At 69.1% G+C, this 24,850-nt stretch carries 16 protein-coding genes; 9 read left to right on the forward strand and 7 right to left on the reverse strand.

Annotation, left to right across the window (positions count from 1 at the left end; translation table 11 throughout):
- Positions 1 to 297 precede the first annotated feature (297 nt).
- From SLW55_RS11610 to SLW55_RS11620, 3 genes are all read left to right on the forward strand, one after another.
- Positions 298 to 2,106 carry an Svx/AvrXca family virulence/avirulence protein gene (locus SLW55_RS11610; protein ID WP_320745221.1) on the forward strand — a complete coding sequence of 603 codons (1,809 nt, stop codon included), beginning with the start codon at positions 298 to 300 and terminating at the stop codon, positions 2,104 to 2,106.
- Positions 2,107 to 2,490: 384 nt separating this feature from the next.
- Positions 2,491 to 4,905: a glycoside hydrolase family 127 protein gene (locus tag SLW55_RS11615; RefSeq protein ID WP_320745157.1), complete on the forward strand. Its 2,415-nt coding sequence runs from the start codon at positions 2,491 to 2,493 to the stop codon at positions 4,903 to 4,905.
- 505 nt (positions 4,906 to 5,410) lie between these two features.
- Positions 5,411 to 8,287 (forward strand): TonB-dependent receptor, encoded by a 2,877-nt coding sequence (locus tag SLW55_RS11620; RefSeq protein WP_320745158.1) that lies wholly within the window; start codon positions 5,411 to 5,413, stop codon positions 8,285 to 8,287.
- A gap of 330 nt (positions 8,288 to 8,617) precedes the next feature.
- On the opposite strand, the gene SLW55_RS11625 is transcribed toward SLW55_RS11620, so the two are convergent.
- Together SLW55_RS11625 and htpG are read right to left on the reverse strand one after the other, a co-directional pair.
- Positions 8,618 to 9,640, reverse strand: a complete 1,023-nt coding sequence (locus SLW55_RS11625) for an Ldh family oxidoreductase (protein WP_320745159.1) — start codon at positions 9,638 to 9,640, stop codon at positions 8,618 to 8,620.
- A gap of 221 nt (positions 9,641 to 9,861) precedes the next feature.
- On the reverse strand, positions 9,862 to 11,766 hold the full coding sequence (gene htpG / locus SLW55_RS11630) for a molecular chaperone HtpG (RefSeq protein WP_320745160.1): 1,905 nt from the start codon (positions 11,764 to 11,766) through the stop codon (positions 9,862 to 9,864).
- Positions 11,767 to 11,978: 212 nt separating this feature from the next.
- On the opposite strand from htpG, the gene rsmD reads away from it, so the two are divergent.
- The 6 genes from rsmD to SLW55_RS11660 all read left to right on the forward strand — a co-directional run bounded on the left by rsmD (position 11,979) and on the right by SLW55_RS11660 (position 16,821).
- Positions 11,979 to 12,581 carry a 16S rRNA (guanine(966)-N(2))-methyltransferase RsmD gene (rsmD, locus tag SLW55_RS11635; RefSeq protein WP_320745161.1) on the forward strand — a complete coding sequence of 201 codons (603 nt, stop codon included), beginning with the start codon at positions 11,979 to 11,981 and terminating at the stop codon, positions 12,579 to 12,581.
- Positions 12,578 to 13,084, forward strand: coding sequence for a pantetheine-phosphate adenylyltransferase (gene coaD, locus SLW55_RS11640; RefSeq protein WP_010342036.1), 507 nt, complete (start codon positions 12,578 to 12,580; stop codon positions 13,082 to 13,084). Before rsmD ends, coaD begins: the two co-directional genes overlap by 4 nt.
- 40 nt (positions 13,085 to 13,124) lie before the next feature.
- Entirely contained in the window at positions 13,125 to 13,619 is a 495-nt protein-coding gene (locus SLW55_RS11645) for a hypothetical protein (RefSeq protein ID WP_010342035.1), read from the forward strand.
- Between the two features lie 223 nt (positions 13,620 to 13,842).
- Positions 13,843 to 14,127, forward strand: coding sequence for a YfhL family 4Fe-4S dicluster ferredoxin (locus SLW55_RS11650; protein ID WP_017908325.1), 285 nt, complete (start codon positions 13,843 to 13,845; stop codon positions 14,125 to 14,127).
- Positions 14,124 to 15,881 (forward strand): gamma-glutamyltransferase, encoded by a 1,758-nt coding sequence (gene ggt, locus SLW55_RS11655; protein ID WP_320745162.1) that lies wholly within the window; start codon positions 14,124 to 14,126, stop codon positions 15,879 to 15,881. The genes SLW55_RS11650 and ggt overlap by 4 nt, the downstream gene beginning before the upstream one ends.
- 46 nt (positions 15,882 to 15,927) lie before the next feature.
- On the forward strand, positions 15,928 to 16,821 hold the full coding sequence (locus SLW55_RS11660) for an MBL fold metallo-hydrolase (RefSeq protein WP_320745163.1): 894 nt from the start codon (positions 15,928 to 15,930) through the stop codon (positions 16,819 to 16,821).
- Positions 16,822 to 16,836: 15 nt separating this feature from the next.
- Here the strand turns inward: SLW55_RS11660 and SLW55_RS11665 are convergent, their stop codons facing one another.
- Genes SLW55_RS11665 through SLW55_RS11685 form a run of 5 tightly spaced genes read right to left on the reverse strand, consistent with a single transcriptional unit; the run spans position 16,837 to position 24,789 of the window.
- Complete coding sequence (locus SLW55_RS11665; protein WP_320745164.1) at positions 16,837 to 18,270, reverse strand: heavy metal sensor histidine kinase; 1,434 nt, start codon at positions 18,268 to 18,270, stop codon at positions 16,837 to 16,839.
- Positions 18,267 to 18,950 (reverse strand): heavy metal response regulator transcription factor, encoded by a 684-nt coding sequence (locus tag SLW55_RS11670; protein ID WP_017917576.1) that lies wholly within the window; start codon positions 18,948 to 18,950, stop codon positions 18,267 to 18,269. The genes SLW55_RS11665 and SLW55_RS11670 overlap by 4 nt, the downstream gene beginning before the upstream one ends.
- The gene (locus SLW55_RS11675) at positions 18,947 to 22,099 is read right to left on the reverse strand and encodes an efflux RND transporter permease subunit (protein ID WP_320745165.1); all 3,153 of its coding nucleotides are present in this window, start codon (positions 22,097 to 22,099) and stop codon (positions 18,947 to 18,949) included. The genes SLW55_RS11670 and SLW55_RS11675 overlap by 4 nt, the downstream gene beginning before the upstream one ends.
- A complete protein-coding gene (locus SLW55_RS11680) occupies positions 22,096 to 23,298 on the reverse strand; it encodes an efflux RND transporter periplasmic adaptor subunit (protein ID WP_320745166.1) in 1,203 nt (400 codons plus the stop codon). Before SLW55_RS11680 ends, SLW55_RS11675 begins: the two co-directional genes overlap by 4 nt.
- A gap of 3 nt (positions 23,299 to 23,301) precedes the next feature.
- Positions 23,302 to 24,789, reverse strand: coding sequence for an efflux transporter outer membrane subunit (locus SLW55_RS11685; RefSeq protein ID WP_320745167.1), 1,488 nt, complete (start codon positions 24,787 to 24,789; stop codon positions 23,302 to 23,304).
- Positions 24,790 to 24,850 lie beyond the last annotated feature (61 nt).

A 24,850-nucleotide genomic window follows, 5' to 3' on the forward strand; every position in this document is an offset into this window, starting at 1 on the left:
CTCTGTGCGGAATTATCCCGATTCCATGAGGATAAACGTCGAGTGCATGGCGTTTTGGTGGATTAGTCTGGCGACGCATTGCCGATACGCGAGTGGCTGCCGTGCGGCGTGTTCCTGGCGTTTCGCCGGAGGCGAACCTGGATCCGCATGCCGTCGGGGGGCGGCGGATGCCTCAATCACTGCAGGCTGGTGCGGCGGAACGCGCGTCTATCGTCCTATTCATCCAATGTCGTCGGACAAGAGGAGTGTAGCGCAGTGAAACTTGCTGCTTCTCGATACGTGCGTCTGGTCTCCACGATGTGCCTGTCGGCCGTTCTGGCCTTGGCTGCGCAGCATGCGCAGGCGGCGGCCGCGGCGGTCTGCACTGCAGGCCAATGGCTCGCCAATCCCGGCGATACCGACATGCCGGCCGTCCGCTACGAAACCCAGCACTTCGCGTTCCGCTGGAAGGACGGACAAGCCGTGTCGCAGGACGATGTGACCTCCGCAGCCAAGGAGCTGGAGCTGATCTGGGACGACTACATGGGGCGCGTCGGGTTTCCCGAGCCTTACTGCAACACGGCAACGAAGTACAAGGTCAGCGTCCACCTGGACCACAGCTTCGGCCTGAACGGCGGTACTTCCGCCAGCGGCGGCATGGGCATGTGGATCAATCCGGACCAGTTGGGGTATCACTGGGGCCTGGCGCATGAATTGACCCATGGCTTGCAGGGCAGTACCGGCGGCTTGCGCGACTCGCCGTACGTCGGCTGGATCTGGGAATCGCATGCCAACTGGATGGCGCATCAGTATTTCCACGACGACGTGCAGTGCTCTGAGATGTTGGTGAACTACCCGCATCTCTATCTTGGCTCGACTCGCGACCGCTACTGCAACTGGCAGTTCATGGAGTACCTCAAGGATCGCTTCGGTTACGCGATCATCAACGATCTGTGGGCCAAGGCGCCCAAGCCCGGCGATTCCCGCCAGGCCGATGCCGATCCGTTCTCGATCATCCGCGACAATATGGGCTGGAGCCAGTCGCAGCTCAACGACGTGCTCGGCGACTGGGCCATGCACAACGTGCAGTGGGACTACACCGACCCGGACGGTCGCGACCATGGCGCCGTGATGCGCCAGCAATACGGCAGCAATACCGCGTTCGATCCGGAAAACCCGGCCGATGAGACCAACCGCGATCGCGCGCTGCGCCTGACCCAGCTGGATCCGGTGCAGGGCCAGACAGGCGTCTACCAAGTGCCGTTCGACTGGGCGCCGCAGCGTTGGGGCTACAACCTGGTCCGGCTGATTCCCACCGTGGGTGCGAATGCGGTCGTGGTGAAGTTCCATGGCAACGTGCAGCAGAAGTCGGCGGTCGACACGTTGCCGGGCCTGGTCAACGATCCCGAGACGATCGGTACGCCGGATTCGGATTGGCGCTGGGGCCTGGTCGCAATCGAGGCGAACGGCAAGCCGCGCTACAGCGCGTTGCAGCGAGGCGCCGATGCCGCGCTGTCGTTCCAGGTGCGCAGCGATGACAGCGACCTGTATCTGGTGGTGATGGGGACGCCGAGCAAGATGCAGAAGATCAAGTGGGATCAGTCCTACTATTCGGTCTACCGCTACCCGTGGAGCGTCACGCTGCAGAACGCGTATCCGTCGGGCCAGCAGCCCGGGGCGCCGACGCCGACGCGCGTGGGCGGCCGTCACCCCAACGGCGGTGGCTGGGTCGCCCAGAACGCGTATGTCGCGTCGACCGCCTATGTCGGCCCGCATGCGCGGGTGCTGGGTGGCAAGGTGCTGGGCGATGCGCGCATCGAGGATCATGCGACGATCCTGGGCGGGCAGGTGCAGGACGGCGCCGTGGTTGGCGGGTTGAGTTTGCTGCAGGACGGGGTGACGGTGAAGGATCGCGCCCGGTTGCATACGGTGTTCAAGCCGGCGGGGGCGTTCGGCGGGTTCACGCTGTCCGGTTCCGCGCAGTTGCGTGGCGACGTCGAACAACGCGGCGCGTCGGCCAGCAAGGGCGTGTTCTACGGCTACGTCGATGCGAATACGGTGACCAACCCCGATTATGGCGCCGACCTGACCGACGCGGTGCCAGAGGTCACGGCGAAGCCGCAATGATCGACCGGCAATGACTGCCAGGCGGTGTCGTGGCGGATGCACGGTGCATTCGCTGCGACACCACTGCGGTGTCGCGATCCCGGCATGACGCGACGCGTGGTGCAGGTGGCGCATGAGCCGCAGCGCATTGGCGTGTCGGCCGCGTTCGCCCACGCTGTCCGCAGGGGCCTGGTCGCCAGCGCCGGGTCGGCACGGTGATTCGGCAGAAATCCGCATCTGCACGCATCAGTGGGGACAAGACGCGCTGTCACCCGGATGACACAGTGACCATGAATCCGCTGGTCGTTGCCCTGCGGCGTCGGCGTCCCGACATCTCATACAGGAGCAGTCCATGCCTCGATGCGTTTCTTTCCCGCATGCCGCCTCGCACGCGGGAGGCCGGCGATGAGCGGGCAGGGCATGCATCGGCATGGCGCCGCCTGCGCGCACGCAGCTGCCGACGCGGCCGGCGCCGCGCTGGATCCCTCGCGACGCCGCTTCCTGCAATGGAGCGCACTGGCGGTGGCCGCCGGGCTGCTGCGCTTCCCACTGGACGCCGCCGCGTCCACCCCGGGCCGGGTGCAGGCGCTGCCCTTGCAGCAGGTCACGCTGAAACCCTCGCTGTTCCTGGACTCGTTGCAGACCAACCGCCGCTACCTGCTGGAACTGGAGCCGGACCGCCTGCTGCACAACTTCCTGCAGTACGCCGGCCTGCCGCCGAAGGGCGCGGTGTACGGCGGCTGGGAGGGCGACACCATCGCCGGCCACACGCTGGGCCACTACCTCAGCGCACTGGCGAAGATGCACGCGCAGACCCGCGATCCCGCACTACGCGAGCGCATCGACTACATCGTCGCCGAACTGGCGCGCGCGCAGGCAAAGGACGCGGACGGCTACGTCGGCGGGCTCACCCGCAAGAACGACAACGGCGCCATCGACAGCGGCAAGGTGGTGTTCGAGGAAGTGCGCCGCGGCGTCATCAAGGGCAGCAAGTTCAATCTCAACGGTAGCTGGTCGCCGCTGTACACGGTGCACAAACTGTTCGCCGGCTTGCTCGACGCGCAAGAACTGGCCGGCAACGCACAAGCGCTGCAGGTGCTGTTGCCGCTGGCCGGCTACCTTGCCAGTGTGTTCGACGCGCTCGACCACGCGCAGATGCAGACCCTGCTGGATACCGAGTTCGGCGGGCTCAACGAGTCCTACATCGAACTGGGCGCGCGCACCGGCGATGCGCGCTGGATCGCCATCGGCAAGCGCCTGCGCCACGAGAAGGTGATCGACCCGGCCGTGGCCGGGCGCGACGAACTGCCGCACATCCACGCCAACACCCAGGTGCCCAAGTTCATCGGCGAGGCGCGCCAGTTCGAGGTCGCCGGCGATGCCGATGCGGCCGCGGCGGCGCGCTTCTTCTGGGAGACGGTGACCGCGCACTACAGCTACGTGATCGGCGGCAATGCCGACCGCGAGTATTTCCAGGAGCCGGACACCATCGCCGCCTTCCTGACCGAGCAGACCTGCGAGCATTGCAACAGCTACAACATGCTCAAGCTGACCCGGCACCTGTACCAGTGGACGCCGCAGGCGCGCTACTTCGACTACTACGAGCGCACGCTGCACAACCACACCATGGCCGCGCAGCATCCGGCCACCGGCATGTTCACCTACATGACGCCGATGATCAGCGGCGGCGAGCGCGGTTTCTCCGACAAGTTCGATTCGTTCTGGTGCTGCGTCGGCAGCGGCATGGAAGCGCACGCGCAGTTCGGCGATGCGATCTACTGGCAGGACGCCACCTCGCTGTACGTGAATCTCTATATTCCCTCGCGGCTGGACTGGAGCGAGCGCGACCTGGCGCTGGAACTGGACAGTGGCGTGCCCGACAACGGCAAGGTGCGCCTGCAGGTACTGCGTGCCGGCGCACGCGCGCCGCGGCGGCTGCTGTTGCGGGTGCCGGCCTGGTGCCAGGGCCGCTACACCCTGCGCGTGAACGGCAAGCCCGCGCGTGCGGCATTGGCCGATGGCTATCTGGCGCTGGAGCGCGACTGGCGCGCCGGCGACGTGATCGACCTGGACCTGGCCACGCCGCTGCGGCTGGAACACGCCGCCGGCGATGCGGACACGGTGGTGGTGATGCGCGGTCCGCTGGCGCTGGCCGCCGACCTGGGGCCGGTGAGTACGCCGTACGACGCGCCGGACCCGGCGCTTGTGGCCGCGGCCGATCCGCTGCGCGGCTTCGTCGAGCTGCCGCAGCCCGGCCATTTCCTGGCCAGCAGCACGCAACCGACGGGCCTGACCTTCGTCCCGTTCTACGCACAGTACGAGCGCCGCAGCGCGCTGTATTTCAAGCGTATGGATCCTGCGCAGTGGGCGCAGGAAGCGCAGCGGCGGGCGCGGCGCCAGGCCGAGCAGGACAAGCTGCGTGCGATCGCGGTGGACATGATCCAGTTCGGCGACGAGGCCTCCGAGCAGGCGCACCAGTTGCGCAGCGATACCTCCTTCGGTGGCGCCTACCGTCGGCAGCAGTGCCGCGACGTGCGCGGCAAGGGCTTCGTCGAGTTCTGCATGCGCGGCAGCGCGCAGCCGCTGGCGCTGCGCCTGCGCTTCTGGGGCAGCGACAAGGGGCGCTTCAACATCCTGATCAATGGCAAGCTGGCCGTGGAAGTGGCGGTGGAGCGCGGCCAGGTGATCGATTTCGTCGACCGCGATTACCCGCTGCCGCCGGCGCTCACCCGGGATGCGCAGCCGTTGATCGTGCGCATCGAGCCGCAGCACGGCGACACCGCCGGCCCGCTGTTCGGTGGCTGGCTGATCCCGGCGTGACGCGGCATGGCGCGAATCGTTGCCATCGCCGCGCACGGTCGATTGCAGTGTGTGCCTGTCGTGGTCGTGTTCGCGCGACACCGCGCCATGCCGCGGCACGTTGCCACGTGCAGGCGTGGAGCCACACATGACCATGCATGATTCCGCATGCGAAACCGCGAATCGCGACAAGACGCGGGCGTGCGAACACGGCACAGTGTGACCGCGTGATGAAAATCTGATCGCATCGTCGTACCGGCCGTGGCGCCGGCGTGCGCCACCGGAGCGATGCCATCGTCGTTGGACGTCATCGCAGGAGCGGGGAGCCGCGCACCGGCCGTGTGCGCAGGAGATCGGCCTCCCCGTTGTGCGCCAGGCCGTCGTGGTCCGGTGCAGGCACGCCACCGCAGGCGCCGCGCAGGCGCCACCGTCCAGCAGGTCCGTCCGTCGGCATGGCGCCGGCATGGCGTCGTTCGGCCTGCGTTTCTCCGCTGTCTCGTCTCGCCACCTTCCAGGAGCCCGCCCCATGTCGTTTCCGCAGCCACGCCCTTCCTTCCGCCATGCCGCGACGCCGCTGGCGCTGGCAGTCGCCACTGCCCTGTCGCTGGGGAGCGCAGGGGCGGCGCAGGCGCAGGAGGCGAGCGCCGACAGCGCCACCCAGACCCTGGACAGCATCGTGGTCACCGGCTCGCGCCTGCGCCGCGTCGACACCGAAACCGCCAACCCGGTGGTGACCATCAGCCGCGCGCAGATCGAAGCCACCGGCAAGGCCACGCTCGGCGACCTAGTGCAGGAACTGCCGTCGATCGCCGGCAACGCCACCAATCCCAACACCAACAACGGTGGCGGCACCGGCGCCTCGGTGATCTCGCTGCGCGGCCTCGGCGACAAGCGCACCCTGGTCCTGGTCAACGGCACGCGCCTGGCCAGCAACGACGTCAATGCGATCCCGGCGACCATGATCGAGCGGGTGGAAGTGCTCAGCGACGGCGCCTCGGCGGTGTACGGCTCGGACGCGATCGGCGGCGTGGTCAACTTCATCCTGCGCAAGGGCTTCGACGGTATCGAGGCCAGCGCCGACTTCGGCACCAGTTCGCGCAGCGACGGCAACCGCCGCAATTTCTCGCTGACCGCCGGCAAGACCGGCGAGCGTGGCAGCATCGTCGCCGGCCTGTCCTACCACGACATCGATCCTGTCTCGGCGGGCGCGCGCGCCTACTCCAAGGACGCGCTGTCGCTGATCGACGGCGTCGGGGTGAAGCAGGGCTCCTCGGCCACGCCCACTGGCAGCATCAGCTTCAACGACGGCTCGGCCGCGGCCAAGGCGCTGGCGGCCAGCAACGGCTGTTCGCGGGTCACCTTCAACGGCGGCAGCAGCAGCCCGACCAACGCCAGCCAGTACCACTGCTACGTCGCCTCCACCGATTCCTACAACTACCAGCCGTACAACCTGCTGCAGACCCCGCAGGAACGCACCAACGCCTTCGTGCTCGGCAGCTACCGCTTCAGCGACCACCTGGAAGGCTACGTCAACACCTATTTCAGCAAGACCACCTCGTCCTCGATCATCGCGCCGATCCCGATCTTCGCCAACGGCGACAACTTCCTGGTCTCCTCGGCCAGCTACTACAACCCGTTCGGGGTCAACTTCGGCACCGACCGCAGCACCGGCACCTCGTACAACAACTTCAACACCCGCGCCACGGTGCTGGGCAACCGCCGCTACGAGTACAACACCTACAATTTCCAGATCAATCCCGGCCTGCGCGGCAGCTTCGGCGACAGTTCCTGGCAGTGGGACGCCAGCCTCAACTACGGCAAGGTCAAGCAGAAGTCGATCAACTACGGCTTCCTCGACTACGCCGGCTTCAACGCCGCGGTCGGGCCGTCGTTCCTCGCCGCCGACGGCACGGTCAAGTGCGGCAGCGCCGGCGCGCCGATCGCCGGCTGCACCCCGATCGACGTGTTCAACCTCAACGCCGCCAGCAACAAGGCGGCGCTGGAAGCGCTGGTGGTCAATCCGATCGTCACCAACGTCTATACGGCCAAGCAGTTCGAGGCCAACGCCAACGGCGAACTGTTCGCGCTGCCGGCCGGTACCGCGAGCCTGGCCGTGGGTGTCTCCTATCGCAAGGAAAGCACCAGCACCGCCGCCGATCCGCTGTGGACCGGCGACGAGAACGGCATGTGCGGCGTGCTCGAGTACTGCGCCTCGGTGCTCGGCGGCAGCTTTAGCGTCAAGGAAGCCTATGCCGAAGCGTTGTTCCCGCTGCTGGCCGGCCTGCCCGGCGTGCACTCGCTCAACCTGACCGTGGGCAGCCGCTTCTCCGACTACGACACCGTCGGCAGCAAGACCAACAGCAAGATCTCGCTGGAGTACCGCCCGATCGAGAACCTGCTGCTGCGCGGGACCGCCTCGCAGGTGTTCCGCGCGCCGAACATCGGCGAGCTGTATGCCGGCGTGGCCGGCGACTCGCCGTCGGTCACCGACCCGTGCAATGGCTATACCGGCGGCCATGCCGCGGCCTGCGCCAACGTGCCCACCGACGGCAGCTACCAGCAGGCCGACAACCAGGTCGGCGCCAAGGCGTCGGGCGCGGCGGTGGCTGGCTACCAGCTCAAGCCGGAGACCGGCATGTCCTACGACTTCGGCGTGGTCTACGACCCGGGTTGGGTCGAGGGCCTGTCGATGAGCGCGGACCTGTGGAAGATCAACCTCAAGGACACCATCACCCAGGTCTCGGCGCAGACCGTGCTCAACCAGTGCTACGCCAACGACGCCAGCGCGTTCTGCGCGCTGATCCACCGCAACGACAACGGCACCGTCAACTACATCGCCGAGCCCACCGTGAACCTTGGCAAGCTGTGGGCCAGCGGCGCGGACTTCAGCCTCACCTACCGCCTGCCGGACACCGCCTGGGGCAACTTCAGCGCCGGCCTCAACGGCACCTACGTGATCCGCTACGACATCAACCCCGACACCACCGACCCCAGCACGGTCACCATCCACAACGCCGGCAAGTACACCTACGCCTACGGCAACTTCCCGCGCTGGCGCGCGCTGGGCACCTTGAACTGGAACCTGGGCGACTGGAGCGCGTCGTGGCGCATCCGCTACATCGGCCGCACCGAGATCGGCAGCGCCGATACCCGCCAGAGCCTGTCGGCCGATGCCGACCAGCCCGCCGTGGTCCGCGACATCGGCGCCTACGTCTACCACAGCGTGCAGGTGGGCTATCAGGTCAAGCCCTGGAACACCCGCTTCGAAGTGGGCGTGGACAACCTGGCCGACCGGCAGCCGCCGCTGTACTACGCCAACAACGTCACCAACGCCAACACCGACGTAGCGACCTACGATCTGCTCGGTCGCTACTACTGGGCACGGGTGACGGTGAAGTTCTGAGGCGGAGCCTGGTTGCGAAGGCGAGTAGGTGACAGTGCCGTGGCGGGTGGAGCCCGCCGCGGTATGTTCGGCCAGGCGCGATTCCACCTGCTAGCGAGATTCCACGTCGGCGGTAATGCCGTTCCTGCCAGCGGATCGTGCGGGCGGGGCGCTTGCTCACCCGCATCTGGCGCGCGCATGACACGAGCACACGATGCGCTGAGGCTCAATTGTAGAAGCGACTTCAGCCGCGACGCCTCACCAGTAATGCCGGTGGCGGCTGACGCCGCTTCTACGCGACAACGGCATGTCCCGCTGAGTCGCGTTGAAGCGCGTTACCAATAGTCTTCTTCAGTCGAGCAGGGCCAGCAGATCCCGATGCAGGGCGTGCGGAATCCGCACGCCTTCGCTGCGGCTGCGTTCCCGCGCCTGATAGCGGCGTTGCGAGGGCAAGCGCGCGCCGGTGGCCTCGTAGGCGGCAAAGAAGGCTTCCGCGCGGGCCAGATGCCCGGCGCGATCGGCGCCGAGAAAGCGCGCCGGATCCAGCGCCAGAATCAGTTCGCCGTGGTAGGGCGCCGCGCCGGCACCGGCGTCGTGCGCCAGCGATTCGGCGCTGGTGAGGTCGCCGATCAGCGGCCCGGCGATCAGTTCGATCATCGCGGATAGCGCCGACCCCTTGTGCCCGCCGAAGGTCAGCATCGCACCGCCGTCGGCGACTGCGGCCGGATCGGTGGTCGGCGCGCCCGCCGCGTCCACACCCCAGTCTTCGGGAATCGGCTGGCCGGCGCGGCGGCGCAGCTCGATCTCGCCGCGCGCCACCGCGCTGGTGGCGAAGTCGAACACGAACGGCGGCGCATCTGCGCGCGGCCAGCCGAACGCCAGCGGGTTGGTGCCCAGCAGCGGCGTGCGCCCGCCGGCCGGCGTGACCCAGGCGTGGCTGGGATTGCAGATCAGCGCGACCAGCCCGGCCTCGGTGATGCGTTCGACTTCCGGCCACAGCGCAGAGAAATGCACGCAATGGTTGATCGCCAGCGCCGCCAGGCCATTGGCACGGGTCTTCTCGATCAACAGCGGCAGCCCACGCTCGAACGCCAGCAGCGAGAACCCGCCGCGTGCATCGACCCGCACGATGCCGGGCGCATGATCGTGCACGGCAGGCTCGGCATCGCCCACCACCTTGCCGTTGCGCAGCGTCGCCACGCAGCCGAGCGTCCGGTACAACCCGTGCGAGGCGCAGCCGTCGCGTTCGCCGGCGACGATGGTGTGGGTGAGGGCCTGCACGTGCGCGGGGCTGAAGCCGGCGTGGGTCAGGATGCGTTCGACCAGGGTAGTGGCCTGGTCCAGGGACAGGGTGATGGCGTCGCTGGGGTTCATCGAAAAATGATCCGAAAGTGTCATTGGATTCTCGCCCGCAAGGCGCTTCGCGAGAAGCCTGGGAGCGTCATGCAATCTCGAAGTTCTATCTACTTCGGCTGGTGCCGTGCATAGCGTCACCTCGTTCCGAGGCACTGTAATGATCGATCACTCAGGATTCGTCCAAAAGAACGAAGCCGGCATGTGCCGGCTTCGTTCTTTTCGCGATCACGCGCCTTGGGCTACACCGACAACTCCAACAACAGCTTGTTGAGCCGACGCACATACCCCGCCGGATCCTTCAGGCTGTCGCCAGCCGCCAGCGCCGCCTGGTCGAACAGCACCTTGGCCAGGTCGCCGAAGCGCTCGCCATCGGCTTCTGCGTCCAGCTTCTCGATCAGCGGATGCGCCGGGTTGAACTCGAACACCGGCTTGCTCTCCGGCAGCTTCTGGCCGCTGGCTTCCAGGATCTGCCGCATCTGCAGGCCGAGGTCGCCCTGACCGATGGCCAGGATCGCGGGCGAGTCGGTCAGGCGGTGCGAGACGCGCACTTCGGAGACGTCGTCTTTGAGCGCGTTCTGGATGCGCTCGACCAGGCCCTGCTTGGCCTTGGCGGCCTCTTCCTTGGCCAGCTTTTCTTCTTCGCTGTCGAGCTTGCCCAGGTCCAGGTCGCCGCGTGCCACGTCGACGAAGGACTTGCCGTCGAACTCGGTGAGGTAGCTCATCAGCCACTCGTCGATGCGGTCGGTGAGCAGCAGCACTTCGATGCCCTTCTTGCGGAACACTTCCAGGTGCGGGCTGTCCTTGATCTGCGCGTAGCTCTCGCCGGTCAGGTAGTACAGCTTGTCCTGGCCTTCCTGCATCCGCGCCACGTAGTCGGCCAGCGAGACGTTCTGCGCGCCGTCGCTGCCGTGGGTGGAGGCGAAGCGCAGCAGGCCGGCGATCTTCTCGCGGTTGCCGAAGTCCTCGGCCGGGCCTTCCTTCAGCACCTGGCCGAAGTTCTTCCACACGCCCTGGTAGCGCTCGGTGTCGTCCTTGGCCAGCTTCTCCAGCATGTCCAGGGCGCGCTTGGTCAGCGCCGACTTCATCGAGTCGATCACCGGGCCGGACTGCAGGATCTCGCGCGAGACGTTCAGCGGCAGGTCGCTGGAATCGACGATGCCCTTGATGAAGCGCAGGTACAGCGGCAGGAACTGCTCTGCCTGGTCCATGATGAAGACGCGCTGCACGTACAGCTTGAGCCCGCGCGAGGCGTCGCGCTGGTACAGGTCGAACGGCGCGCGGCCGGGCACGTACAGCAGCGAGGTGTACTCCAGCTTGCCCTCGACCTTGTTGTGGCTCCACGCCACCGGGTTCTCGTGGTCGTGGGCGATGTGCTTGTACAGCTCCTGGTATTCCTCGTCCTTGATCTCGGTGCGCGGGCGCGTCCACAGCGCGCTGGCGCGGTTGACGGTTTCCCATTCCGGGGTCTCGGGCTTGTCCTTGTCCTCGCCGTAGTGTTCCTTGTGAAACTCGATCGGCAGCGCGATGTGGTCGGAATACTTGCGCACGATGCCGCGCAGCTTCCAGCCGTCGGCGAAGTCCTTCTCGTCGGCCTTCAGGTGCAGCACGATGCGGGTGCCACGTTCGGCCTTCTCGATGGTGGCGACCTCGAACTCGCCTTCGCCGCGCGAGGACCAGTGCACGCCTTCGCTGGCCGGCAGGCCGGCGCGGCGGCTGTACACGTCGACCTGGTCGGCGACGATGAAGGCGCTGTAGAAGCCCACGCCGAACTGGCCGATCAGGTGCGAGTCCTTCTTCTGGTCGCCGGACAGGTGCTTGAGGAACTCGGAGGTGCCGGACTTGGCGATGGTGCCCAGGTGCGCCACGATCTCCTCGCGGCTCATGCCGATGCCGTTGTCGTCGATGGTGACGGTGCCGGCCTCCTTGTCGAAGCCGATGCGGATGCGCAGTTGCGCATCGCCGTCCAGCAGCTCCGGCTTGACCAGGGCCTCGAAGCGCAGCTTGTCGGCGGCGTCGGAGGCGTTGGAGATCAGCTCGCGCAGGAAGATCTCCTTGTTGGAATACAGCGAATGGATCATCAGCTGCAGCAGCTGCTTGACCTCGGTCTGAAAGCCCAGGGTTTCTTTTTGGGTTTCCACGCTCATCGGTAGGTGCTCCATGAAGGATGGGCGGCCGCGCGGAGGAGGGCACGGCTCTGCCGGCCGACATGGTGGCGGCCGCGGCCGGCTTCAAGCGCCGCGCCGCGCATACGCGCGACACCGCGCTGGTCTATGATCCGGACCCCGTTTCCGCGCCCACCGCCCATGCCGTTCCTGCGTTCCCCGTCCCGCCTGTCCCGGCCCCTGCGAGGCCGCCGATGAGCCGTCCCGGCGGCGGCCAGGTGCGGATCATCGGCGGGCGCTGGCGCAATACGCGGCTGCCGGTGCCGGACCTGGCCGGGCTGCGCCCGACCTCCGATCGGGTCCGCGAGACCCTGTTCAACTGGTTGCAGCCGGTGCTGCCCGGGGCGCGCGTGCTGGACCTGTTCGCCGGCAGCGGTGCACTGGGACTGGAGGCAGTGTCGCGCGGCGCGGCCGCGGCGGTGCTGGTCGAGCGCGATCCGGGCCAGGTCGCGCAGCTGCGCGCCACGGTCGCCCGGCTGCAGGCGCAGGATCAGGTGCAGGTGGTGCAGGGCGATGCGCTGCGCTGGCTGGCCGAGGCGCCGGCCGCTGCCGCGGCCGACATCGCCTTCGTCGACCCGCCGTTCGCCGCCGGGCTGTGGGACGCCGTGCTGCAACGCCTGCCGGCGCGGCTGGCGGCCGACGCCTGGCTGTACCTGGAATCGCCGGCCGGGCAGGGACCGGCGCCCGCGCCCTGGGTGCTGTACCGCGAGGGCGGCAGCCGCGAGGTGCGTGCTGCCCTGTACCGGCGCACCGCTGCTACACTTCCCGGCGACCTTCACGCGGTACCCGACGCATGACCGTGGCCCATAGCCGCATCGCCGTCTACCCCGGCACCTTCGATCCGATCACCAACGGCCATATCGATCTGGTCAACCGTGCCGCACCGCTGTTCGAGCAGGTGATCGTGGGCGTGGCGCAGAGCCCGTCCAAGGGGCCGACCCTGCCGCTGGACCTGCGCGTGTCGCTGGCCCGCGAGGCGCTGGCCGGGCACCGCAACGTGGAAGTGCTGGGCTTCGACACCCTGCTGGCGCATTTCGTACGTTCGGTCGGCGGCGGCGTGCTGCTGCGCGGCCTGCGCGCGGTGTCGGATTTCGAATACGAGTTCCAGATGGCGAGCATGAACCGGCATCTGATCCCGGAGGTGGAGACGCTGTTCCTCACCCCGGCCGAGCAACACAGCTTCATTTCGTCCTCGTTGGTGCGCGAGATCGCGCGCCTGGGCGGGGACGTCTCCGGCTTCGTGCCGCCGTCGGTGGTGCAGGCGCTGGTCCAGGCCCGCCAGGCCGCCGCGCAGCGCTGAGCCGTCCACCATTCACTGACGACACAGAGGGAGCCGTTCCATGAACACCACCGCACGCGCGTTGCTGATCGCTTCGCTGGCCCTGGGCTTCACCGCCTGCAAGAAGGAAGAGGCCGCCAAGCCGGCCGCCGACGCGCAGCCCGCGCTGACCGCCCCGGCCAAGGACGACGACGCCGGCTGGAAGAAGTACCTGCAGGAAGTGGCGATCCAGAACATGGGCAACGTCACCAACAGCCCGTTCCTGTACTACCTGCCGCCGGAATCGGATCCGGAGTTCCAGGCCAAGTACGAGCGCCAGGTCGAAAGCGCCACCACTGCCATCGGCCGCGGCATCCAGCCGGGCAACATGCTGGCGTTCGGTTCCTCGGCCTCGGCCAAGATGGCCGACCTGATCGCCGCCGCGTTCGCCAAGGTCGAGGCCAACAGCATGAAGGGCGTGCGCGTGGTCTACATCGGCGCCCCGGCCGACAACGCCCGCGTCGAAGCCGTGGTCAAGCCGACCGGCGCCGACTACATCTTCGTCGAAGCCAAGTAAGCCCCGTGCGGACCGGCGCGCCGATGCGCGCCGGTCCCGCCATCCCGCGCCGCCCGCAACGGGCGGTTGCGCTGCGCAGTTCTGCTGCGTGCCGTGCCACATCGCGGCAGTTGCCCAAGCCGCCTTGCGCTGCATTACAGCGTTCCGCGCCCCGGCGCCGCCTTCGCAGGGCCGTCCCGCCCCGATCCGGTAAACTGCCCGGGTCAGTGCCGAAGTGCGCCACATGTCCCTCAAGATCAACGAGCTCTGCGTCAACTGCGACGTCTGCGAGCCGGCCTGCCCGAATCAGGCCATCGCCATGGGCGAGACGATCTACGTGATCGACCCCGCCCGCTGTACCGAATGCGTCGGCCATTTCGACGAGCCGCAGTGCGTGGTGGTGTGCCCGGTGGAGTGCATCGACCCCGACCCGGCCATCCCGGAGACCCACGCCCAGTTGCTGGCCAAGCTGCAGCGCCTGCAGCGCGACCACCCCGAGTTGTACCCACAGGAGCCCCCCGCCGCATGAGAAGCCTCGTCCGCCGTGTCCTGCTGCTCGCCCTGGTCCTGACGCCGTCGGCGTGGGCCGAGGCGCCGGTCGCCGAAGCGACCGCCACCGCCCCGGCCGCGCACCCGCCCGGCGCCGCGATCGCCAGCGGCCATCGCCTGGCCACCGAGGCCGGCCTGCAGATCCTGCGCGAGGGCGGCAATGCCTTCGACGCCGCGGTGGCGGTGTCCTCGACGCTGTCGGTGGTCGAACCGATCAGTTCCGGCCTCGGCGGTGGCGGCTTCTTCCTGCTGCACGACGCCAAAACCGGCAAGGACGTGATGTTGGACGCGCGCGAGACCGCGCCGGAGTCGGCGACGCCGGCCGCGTTCCTGGACGCCAAGGGCGAGCTGGACCGCGATCGCTCGATCAACGGCCCGTGGTCGGCCGGCATTCCGGGGCTGCCGGCGGCGCTGGTGGAACTGGCGACCAAGCACGGCCGGCTGCCGCTGCGGCAGTCGCTGGCGCCGGCGATCCGCATCGCCCGCGATGGCTTCCCGGTCTACGCGCGCATGGCCGAGGGCTACCATTCGCGGCGCAAGGTGATGGAGCGCTATCCCGGCACCCGCGAGGTCTACCTGCGCAACGGCCGGCCGATCGCGGTGGGCGACGTGTTCAAGCAGCCGGAACTGGCCAACACGCTGCAACTGCTGGCCGACAAGGGCTTCGACGGTTTCTACCGCGGCGCCACCGCCAAGAAGCTGCTGGCCGGCGTGAAGCAGGCCGGCGGGCGCTGGACCGCGGAGGAACTGGCCGGCTACACGGTCAAGGAACGCACCCCGATCCGCTTCGACTACAAGGGCTGGACCATCACCACCGCGCCGCCGCCGTCCTCCGGCGGCATCGCCCTGGCCAGCATGCTGCAGATCCTGGAGGGCTACGACCTCAAGACCATGGACTCGGTGCACCGCGTACACCTGACCGTGGAGGCGATGCGCCGCGCCTACCGCGACCGCACCTTCTTCCTGGGCGATCCGGATTTCACCCACGTGCCGCAGCGCATCCTGCTCAGCAAGGACTATGCGGTGGGCCTGCGCTCGACGATCAACCCGGACAAGGCCACGCCCAGCGACCTGCTGTCGGGCCAGCCGACCCCGCTGGAAGACGACGAGACCACGCATTTCTCGATCATCGACGGCGAAGGCAACCGCGTCGGCGCCACCCAGACGGTCAACCTGCTGTACGGCTCCGGGCTGATCCCCAAGGGCACCGGCGTGCTGCTCAACAACGAGATGGACGATTTCGCGCTGCGTCCGGGCACGCCCAACGCCTTCGGGGTGATGGGCTACGCGGCCAACGCGCCCAAGCCGGGCAAGCGCCCGCTCAGCTCGATGTCGCCGACCTTCATGGAGAACGCGGACAAGGCCATCGTGCTCGGCACCCCGGGCGGCAGCCGCATCATCACCATGGTGCTGCTCGGCATCCTCGGCTACGACGACGGCCTCACGGCGCAGCAGGTCGCCGCGCTGCCGCGCTACCACCACCAGTGGCTGCCGGACGTGATCGAGGCGGAGACCGGCACCTTCGACGCGGCCACCGCAAAGGGCCTGGAAGCCATGGGACACACGCTCAAGCTGCCTGGCGACACGGCCGAGGACGGCCACGGCTCCAGCCACGTCTGGGGTAACCTGCAGACCGTGGAATGGGACAAGCGCCGCAACGTGCTCAGCGGCGGCAGCGACCCGCGCAACGAAGTCGGCAGTGCCGAAGTGCTGCAGACCGCGCCGGCGCCCTGACGCCCGCGTTTGCGAATCCCCAATCCCGAATCCCGAATCCCCGCCCATGAAACTCTGGTCCATCCAAGGCAACTCGCAGAAACTCGACGGCGGCGCGATGTTCGGCAACGCGCCCAAGGCGATGTGGCAGCAGTGGGCCGCGCCCGACGAAGGCAACCGCATCGCGCTGGCCTGCCGCGCGCTGCTGGCCAGCCCGCTGGCCGGCAAGACCGTGCTGTTCGAGACCGGGATCGGCGCGTTCTTCCCGCCGGCGCTGCGCGAGCGCTACGGCGTGCAGGAGGCGCGGCACGTGTTGCTGGAGTCGCTGCAGGACGCCGGCTTCGCCCATACCGACATCGACGTGGTGGTGCTGAGCCATCTGCACTTCGATCATGCCGGCGGGCTGCTGGCCGCCTACCGCGAGGGCGCTGCGCCGGAACTGCTGTTTCCCAACGCGCAGTTCCTGGTCGGCGCGGCGCACTGGCAACGCGCGCTGCACCCGCATCCGCGCGACCGCGCCAGCTTCATCCCGGAACTGCCCGGCCTGCTCGAGGCCAGCGGCCGGCTGGAGCTGGTCGACGGCGAATATTCGCGCGCGCTCGGCGAGGCGGTGCGATTCCGTTTCAGCGACGGCCACACACCGGGGCTGATGCTGGCCGAGATCGTCGGCCCCGGCCACGGCGAGGACGGCCAGGCGCACGGCGGGGTGGCGTTCTGCGCCGATCTGATCCCGGGCCGCTCCTGGGTGCACGTGCCGATCACCATGGGCTACGACCGCAACGCCGAACTGCTGATCGACGAGAAGCGCGCGTTCCTGGAAGACGCGCTGGCGCGCGACGTGCGCCTGTTCTTCACCCACGATCCGGACTGCGCGCTGGCGCAGCTCCAGCGCGATGCCAAGGGCCGTTTCGTCACTGCGCACGAAGTGCCGGCGCTGCAGGCCCGCGCACTGGCCGCCTGAGCGCGGCGCTGCGGTTTACCAGCGCAGCGCGGCGTGCGCCGGCACGCCGGTAGCCGTGCCGTCCAGTGCCACCGAAAACCCGATCGTGGTGATGCCGTCGCGGTGCTGCGCGAACACGCGCCCGCCGTGCATGCTCGCCACCGCCTTGACGATGGCCAGGCCCAGGCCGTGGCTTTCGCGGCTGTTGGCGCGGGCGGCGTCGCCGCGGTAGAAGCGATCGAACAGGCGCTGCAGATGCTCCGGCGCCAGCGCCACGCTGGGGTTGGAGAAGGCGATCAGCGCCTCGCCGCCGCGCTGCACGATCTCCACCACGATCGGCGCGTGACCGGCCGAGTGCTGGATGGCGTTATGCAGCAGGTTGGACAGCGCGCGACGCAGCAGCGACTTCTCGACCGGCACCACCACGTCGCCGCGCACCTCCACCTGCAGGCCGGCCTCGTCCAGCAGCACCTCGAAGAATTCCACGGTCTTGCCGACTTCCTCGGCCAGCGACGCGTCCTCGCATTGCCGCGCGCGCTGGCCCTGCTCGGCGCGGGCCAGGAACAGCATGTCGGCGACGATCGCGCGCAGCCGTTCCAGTTCCTCCAGGTTCGACTGCAGTACCTGGCGCAACTGCTGCGCGTCGCGGTGGCGGGTCAGCGCCACCTGGGTCTGGCCGATCAGGCTGGCCAGCGGCGTGCGCAGTTCGTGGGCGACGTCGGCATTGAAGCTTTCCTGCTGCGCGTAGGCGGCATCGAGCCGGTCGAAGGCCGCGTTCAACGAGGCGCCCAGGTCTTCCAGTTCGCGCGGCAGCCGCGGCAGGTCCAGGCGCCGCCGGTCGTGCGGGCCGATGCGTTGGGCATCGGCCGACAGCCGCTGCACCGGGCGCAGGCCGAGCTTGGCGGTCCAGTAGCCCAGCGCGCCGACCAGCGCGGTGCCGGCCAGCGTGACCAGCGCCAGGGCGATGTCGAAGCGGCGCCGGGTCAGCGCGAACGGTGCGCTGTCCATCGCCGCGATCAACTGCACCGGCGGGCGCACCGGCGTGGCCGGCAGCGCCTGGCCGATGGCCTGCCACGATAGCGGCTGCGCGTCGGCAATGCCCAGCGCCTGCGGATCGCCGATGCGCACCAGGCCGCTGCGGCCGCGCGTGGCCGCCGCCATCGCCTCGGCGCCGCGCCCGTAGCGGAACGCCGGGTCCTCGCTCCACAGCCAGAAGCGCAGGTCCGGCGCGCTGGAGACGCTGGCCAGGCGCGTGCGCGCATGTGCGGCCAGGTCCGGCGAGCGGCTGTTGATCAGCATGTACTGCACCGCGTCCATGCGCGAGCGCAGTTCCTCGCGCTGGTGGCGGCGCAGTTCGTGCTCCAGCACCTGGTGCAGCACCAGCCCGATCAGGGCGAAGCCGAGCAGCGCGGTGGCCGCGAACAGGCCGGCCAGGCGCAGCGCGATCGAGGGCCGCGCCGGCGCGCTCACCCGGCCGCGTCCTCGCGTTCTTCCAGCACGTAGCCCATGCCGCGCACGGTGTGCAGCAGCGGGGCGTCGAACGGCACGTCGATCTTGGCGCGCAGGCGCTTGATCGCCACTTCCACCACGTTGGTGTTGCTGTCGAAGTTCATGTCCCAGACCATCTCGGCGATCGCGGTTTTGGACAGGATCTCGCCCTGGTGCCGGGCCAGCACCGCCAGCAGCGCGAATTCCTTGGCGGTCAGGTCCAGCCGCTGCCGCCCGCGCATGGCTTTGCGGCTGATCATGTCGATCTGCAGCTCGCCCACGCGCAGCAGCGTGCTCTCCTGGGCACGGCCGCGCCGCGCCAGCACCTGCAGCCGCGCCAGCAGTTCGATGAAGGAGAACGGCTTGATCAGGTAGTCGTCGGCGCCCTCGCGCAGGCCCTTGACCCGGTCCTCGACGCTGTCGCGCGCGGTGAGCATGATCACCGGCGTGCTCTTCACCGAACGCAGCGAGCGCAGGATGGCGAAGCCGTCCAGGCCCGGCAGCATCGCGTCGAGCACGATCACGTCGAAGTCGTAGTGCAGGGCCAGGTGCTGGCCGTCGATGCCGTCGTAGGCCACGTCGACCGTGCAGCCCTGTTCGCTCAGTCCCTGCTGCAGGTAGTCGGCGGTCTTGCGCTCGTCCTCGACGATCAGCACCTTCATGGCTGCAGCGCCTCCGGCGCGGCAGTGCGTGCGCGACGTGCATGGCGCCGCTGCATGTACCAGCCGTGCAGGCGGTCCAGGTACAGGTACACGATCGGCGTACTGAACAGGGTCAGCAGTTGCGACAGCAGCAGTCCGCCGACCATCGCATAGCCCAGCGGTCGGCGCAGTTCCGAGCCGGCGCCGTGGCCGAGCATCAGCGGCAGGCCGCCGAGCAGCGCACACAGGGTGGTCATCATGATCGGCCGGAAGCGCATCAGGCAGGCCTCGAAGATCGCATCGCGCGAGGACAGCCCGCGTTCGCGTTCGGCATGCAGGGCGAAGTCCACCATCATGATCCCGTTCTTCTTGACGATGCCGATCAGCAGGATGATGCCGATCATCGCGATCACGCTCAAGTCGTAGCCGCCGGCCATCAGGATCAGCAGCGCGCCGACGCCGGCCGAGGGCAGGGTGGAGAGGATGGTCAGCGGGTGGATGTAGCTCTCGTAGAGCAGGCCGAGCACGATATAGACCGCGATCAGCGCCGCCAGGATCAGGTACGGCTGGGTGCGCAGCGAGGCGCTGAACGCCTGCGCCGTGCCCTGGAAGCTGCCGCTGAGCGTGGCCGGCACCCGCAGTTGCGCCTGCGCCTTTTGGATCGCGTCCACCGCATCGCCCAGTGCTGCGCCCGGCGCCAGGTTGAAGGAGATGGTCACCGCCGGGAACTGGCCCTGGTGGCTCACCGACAGGTAGCCGGTCTTGCTGGTGTCGAGCGTGGCGAAGGTGGACAGCGGCACCTGCTTGCCGGTCAGCGGCGAGGTCAGGTACAGCCGCTGGAACAGCGACGGATCGCCCTGCAGCGCCGGCGTCACTTCCAGCACCACGTGGTAGCTGTTGAGCTGGGTGAAGTACTGCGCGACCTGGCGCTGGCCGATGGCGTCGTTGATGGTCGCGTCGATCTGCTGCGGGGTGATGCCGAAGCTGGCCGCGCGTTGGCGGTCGATGGTCAGGCTGGCGATCGGCGCGGCGTTCTGCTGGTCGGAGGCCACGTCGGTCAGTTGCGGCAGCGCCCGGAACGCCTTCAGCAGCTTCGGCGCCCAGGTGTTGAGCTCGTCCAGGTTGGCGTCGGTCAGGGTGTACTGGTACTGGGTGCGGGCCAGGCGGCCGCCGACGTTGATGTCCTGCCCGGCCTGCATGAACAGGGTGACGCCCTGCACGTGCGCCAGGCGCTTGCGCAGCCGCGCGATCACCTGGTCGGCGCTGGCGGTGCGGCCTGCGTCCTTGGGCTTGAGCGCGATCGAGAAGGTGCCGGAGTTGAAGGTGCTGGCGCCGGTCTGCATACCGAAGGACAGCACGTCCGGATCGCGGCGGATGATGTCGGCCAGTTGCAGCATGCGCGTGCGCATCGCCGCCGAGGACGAATCCTGCGCCGAATCGGCGGTGCCGGAGATGAAGCCGGTGTCCTGCTGCGGGAAGAAGCCCTTGGGCATCACCACGAACAGCGCCACGCTGGTGGCCACGGTCAGCAGGAAGCTGGCCAGGGTCAGCCGCGGATGCCGCAGCACCGTCTCCAGGCCGCGCCGGTAGGCCGCCAGCAGCGCGTCGAAGCCGCGCTCGAACGCGCGCGCCAGGCGCCCCTGCACCTGCTCGGCGTGTGGCTTGAGCAGGCGCGCGCACAGCATCGGGGTCAGGGTCAGCGACACCAGCAGCGACACCAGGATGGTCAGGCTCACAGTCACCGCGAACTCGCGGAACAGGCGGCCGACGATGCCGCCCATCAGCAGCAGCGGGATGAACACCGCCACCAGCGACACCGAGATCGAGACCAGGGTGAAGCCGATCTCGGCCGCGCCCTGCAGTGCCGCCTGCAGCGGCGCCATGCCGTCCTCGATGTGTCGGTAGATGTTCTCCAGCATCACGATGGCATCGTCCACCACGAAGCCGACGGCGATGGTCAGGCCCATCAGCGACAGGTTGTCCAGGCTATAGCCGAGCACGTACATCAGCGCGGCGGTGCCGAGGATCGCCAGCGGCACGGTCAGGCTCGGGATCAGGGTGACCACCGCGCTGCGCAGGAACACGAAGATCACCGCCACCACCAGCACGATCGACAGCAGCAGGGTGAACTCCACGTCCCTGACCGAGGCGCGGATGTTCTGCGTGCGGTCGGCGAGGATCTTGACGCTGACGCTGGGCGGGATCGACGCCATCAGCCTGGGCAGCGCGGCCTTGACCTGTTCCACCGTGTCGATGACGTTGGCGCCGGGCTGCTTGGTGATGGCGATCATGATCGCGCGACCGTCGACGATGCCGCTGTCGGCCGGCGCGGCGGCGCCGGCGAAGCCCCAGGCGGCGATCTTGGCGTTCTCCGGCCCGTCCACCGCGGCGCCGACGTCGCGCACGCGGATCGGCGCGCCGTTGCGCCAGGCCAGCACCGCGTCGTTCCAGGCCTGGCTCTGCAGCAGCTGATCGTTGGTGGAGACAGTGAAGGCCTGGCGCGCGCCATCGATCGAGCCGGTGGCCGCGTTCACCGTGGTGGTGGCGATCACCGAGCGGATGTCCTCCAGGCTCAGGCCAAGCGCCGCCAGCTTGGCCGGATCCACCTGCACGCGCACCGCCGGCTTCTGCGCACCGTACAGGTTGACCAGGCCGACCCCGGAGATGCGCGAGATCTGCTGCGCGAGCACGTTGTCGGCGTAGTCGTTGACCTGGGTCAGCGGCAACACCCGCGACTGCACCGCCAGGATCAGCGACGCCGATTCGGCCGGGTTGATCTTGCGGAAGCTCGGTGCGCTCGGCAGCCCGCTCGGCAACTGCCCGGACGCGGCGTTGATCGCGGTCTGCACATCGAGCGCGGCAGCGTCGATGTTGCGGTCCAGGTCGAACTGCAGCGTCACCTGGGTCGAGCCGAGCGCGCTGGTCGAGGTCATCTGGCTCAGGCCCGGGATCAGCGACAGCTGCCGCTCCAGTGGCTGCGCCACGTTCGAGGCCATGGTCTGCGGGCTGGCGCCGGGCAGGCTCGCCGAGACCTGGATGGTGGGGAAATCGACCTGCGGCAACGGCGCCACCGGCAGCAGCGGCCAGGCCACCAGGCCCAGCAACAGCAGCGCCATGGCCAGCAGCGAGGTGCCGATCGGGCGTTTGATGAAGGCGGCCGAGACGCTCACGCGTGCGCTCCCGCCGCGGCCGGTTTGGCGTGCCCGGCCGGCTTGGCCTCCACCACCTTCGCCCCCGGATGCAGCCGGTACTGCCCATCCACCACCACGCGCTGGCCGGCCTGCACGCCCTGGCCGATCACGGTCTCGCCATCGGCCTCGTCCAGCACCTGCACCGGCTGGTCGCGCACGCTGCCGTCGCTGCCGACCACGTACACGAACTCGCCGTCCTGGCTGCGCTGCACGGCCGCGCTCGGCACCACCAGCGCGCCGCTGCGCATGCCCAGGGTGATGCGCGCGTCCACCGTCTGCCCCGGCCACAGCGTGTGCCCGGAATTGGGGAAGTGCGCCTTCATCGCGATGGTGCCAGTGCTGGTGTCGATCTGGTTGTTGAGCAGGGCCAGCGTGCCGTGCGCCAGCACCTGTCCGCTGCCGTGGTCGACCGCGTCCACGCCCACGCTGGCCGGTGCGGCCTGCAGGGCGCGGTTGATCTGCTGGAACGTGCTTTCCGGCAGGGTGAACTGCACGACGATCGGGTCGATCTGGTTCAGCACCACCAGGCCGCCGGCATCGCTGGCGTGGACGATGTTGCCCGGATCCACCAGGCGCGCGCCGGCGCGGCCGTCGATCGGCGCGCGGATGGTGGTGAAGTCCAGTTGCACCCGCGCGTTGTCGATCGCCGCCGCATCGCTCTGCAGGGTGGCGCGCAGTTGCGTGACCAGGGCCTTCTGCGTGTCCAGGGTCTGGCGGGTGGTGGCGTTGTCCTGCAGCAGTTGCGTGTAGCGCTGCAGGTCGGCCTGCGCATTGCCCAGCTGTGCCTTGTCCTTCGCCAACTGCGCGGTGGCCGCGGCCAGTTGCGCCTGGTCGGTGCGCGGATCCAGCCGCGCCAGCACCTGCCCGGCCTTGACGTCCTGGCCTTCGCTGAAGCCCACGGCGATCAGTTGCCCATCAATGCGCGAGTGCACGGTCACCGAGGCGATCGGCAGTACCGTGCCGATCCCGGTCTGGCGGATCGGCACGTCCTTGCGCAGCACCGGCGCGCTGGTCACCGGCACCGGCGGCGTGGCCTTGGTCGGTGCGTGGCGCGGTCGCAACCATACCGCCAGCAGCAGTGCGACCAGCACTGCGGCGGCGACGAATGGCCAGCGCCGCCGTGGCATGGCATGGCGCGGTGGCGGATCGGCGGGGCGGGTGGGCGCGGCGGTGGACATGGGTTACTCCTGGAGGACAGGAGCCGGCGTGGCGCCCGGCGAGGCGCCGCGCACGGCGGGGAGACGGGCGCTGTCCCAGTCGCCACCCAGCGCGACCAGCAGCGCGACCTGGGCGCCGAACTGGCGCGCTTGCACCTGCAGCAAGCTGCGTTGCGCGTCCAGCGCGTTGGCCTGCGCGGTGATGACGGCGCTGTACAGCGCGGTGCCGGCGCGATACTGGTCCATCAGCACGCGTTCGGCCTGTTGCGCGGCGTCGGCGGCGCTGCGCTGTTGCTGCTGTTCGCGCGCCAGTTCGCGCGTGGCGGCGAGCTGGTCCTCCACGCCCTGGAACGCGCTCAACACGGTCTGCCGGTAGCTGGCGGCCGCGGCATCGAACACGGCTTGCGCCTGCGCGCGCTGCGCGTGGCGGGCGCCGCCGTCGAACAGCGTGCCGGCCAGCGCTGCGCCCACCGCCCAGACCCGGTTCGGCACGCTCAGCAGCGAGGCCAGCCCGGCACCGTCGTAGCCACCGCTGGCGCTCAGCGACAGGGTCGGGAACCAGGCCGCCACGGCCATGCCGATGCCGGCGTTGGCCGCGGCCATGCGCCGTTCGGCGCCGGCGATGTCCGGGCGCCGCTGCAGCAGTACCGAGGGCAGCGCTTGCGGGGTTGGCGGCAGCGCCGGCAACGGTGCGTCGCTGGCCGCCAGCGAGAATTCGGCGGGGGTGTGGCCGAGCAGCACCGCCAGCGCGTGGTCCAGTTGCCGGCGCGAAAGCGCCAGATCAGTCGATGCGGCTTCGGTGCTGTGCAGGGTGGCCTCGGCCGCGGCCACATCGGCGTCGCTGGCAACGCCGGCGCGCACACGGGCCTGGGTCAGCCGCAGCGCGTCGCGATAGCCGTCCAGGGTGCGCTGGTACAGCGCCAGGGTCTGGTCGTCGAAGCGCAGCTGCAGGTAATCGGCGACCACCGCGGCCTGCAGCGACAGCCGCGCCTGCGCCAGGTCGGCGGCGCTGGCCTGGGCGTTGTCGCCTGCCTGTTCGACGCTGCGTCGGACCTTGCCCCAGAAGTCTGGCTCCCAACTGGCGCTGAGCCCCAGCGTATCGGCGTCGCGCAGCCCCGGCTTGGGGGTGACGCTGCGCTCGCGCGTGGCCGCGGCCTGCACGCCCAGCGACGGCGCCTCGGCCGCCCGCGCGCTGCCGACCAGCGCCTGCGCCTGCCGATAGCGCGCCTCGGCCTGGCGCAGGGTCTGGTTGGCGCTGTCGGCCTGTTCGACCAGGACATCCAGCTGCGGATCGCCATAGCGGGTCCACCACGCCACCGCCGGGTCGGCGGCGGCCGGTGCGGCGGGCGTCCAGCGGCCGTCGGCCTCTTCGAACGGCTGCTGCGCGGCGACCGGCGGCGCCGGGCGCACGTAGTCCGGGCCGACCATGCAGCCGCCGAGCAGCAGCACACTCAGCAGCGGCACGAGCGGCACCAGGCGGCGGGAAACGGGCGGTGGGGGCAGGGCGGTCACGGGGCGGCGCCGGCAGCGGGGACAGGCCGTCACCGTAGGCGCCGCATGGCGACCCCACGCT

This window comes from Xanthomonas sp. LF06-19 (assembly GCF_034105425.1).
In the GTDB taxonomy this organism is placed as follows: domain Bacteria; phylum Pseudomonadota; class Gammaproteobacteria; order Xanthomonadales; family Xanthomonadaceae; genus Xanthomonas_A; species Xanthomonas_A sontii.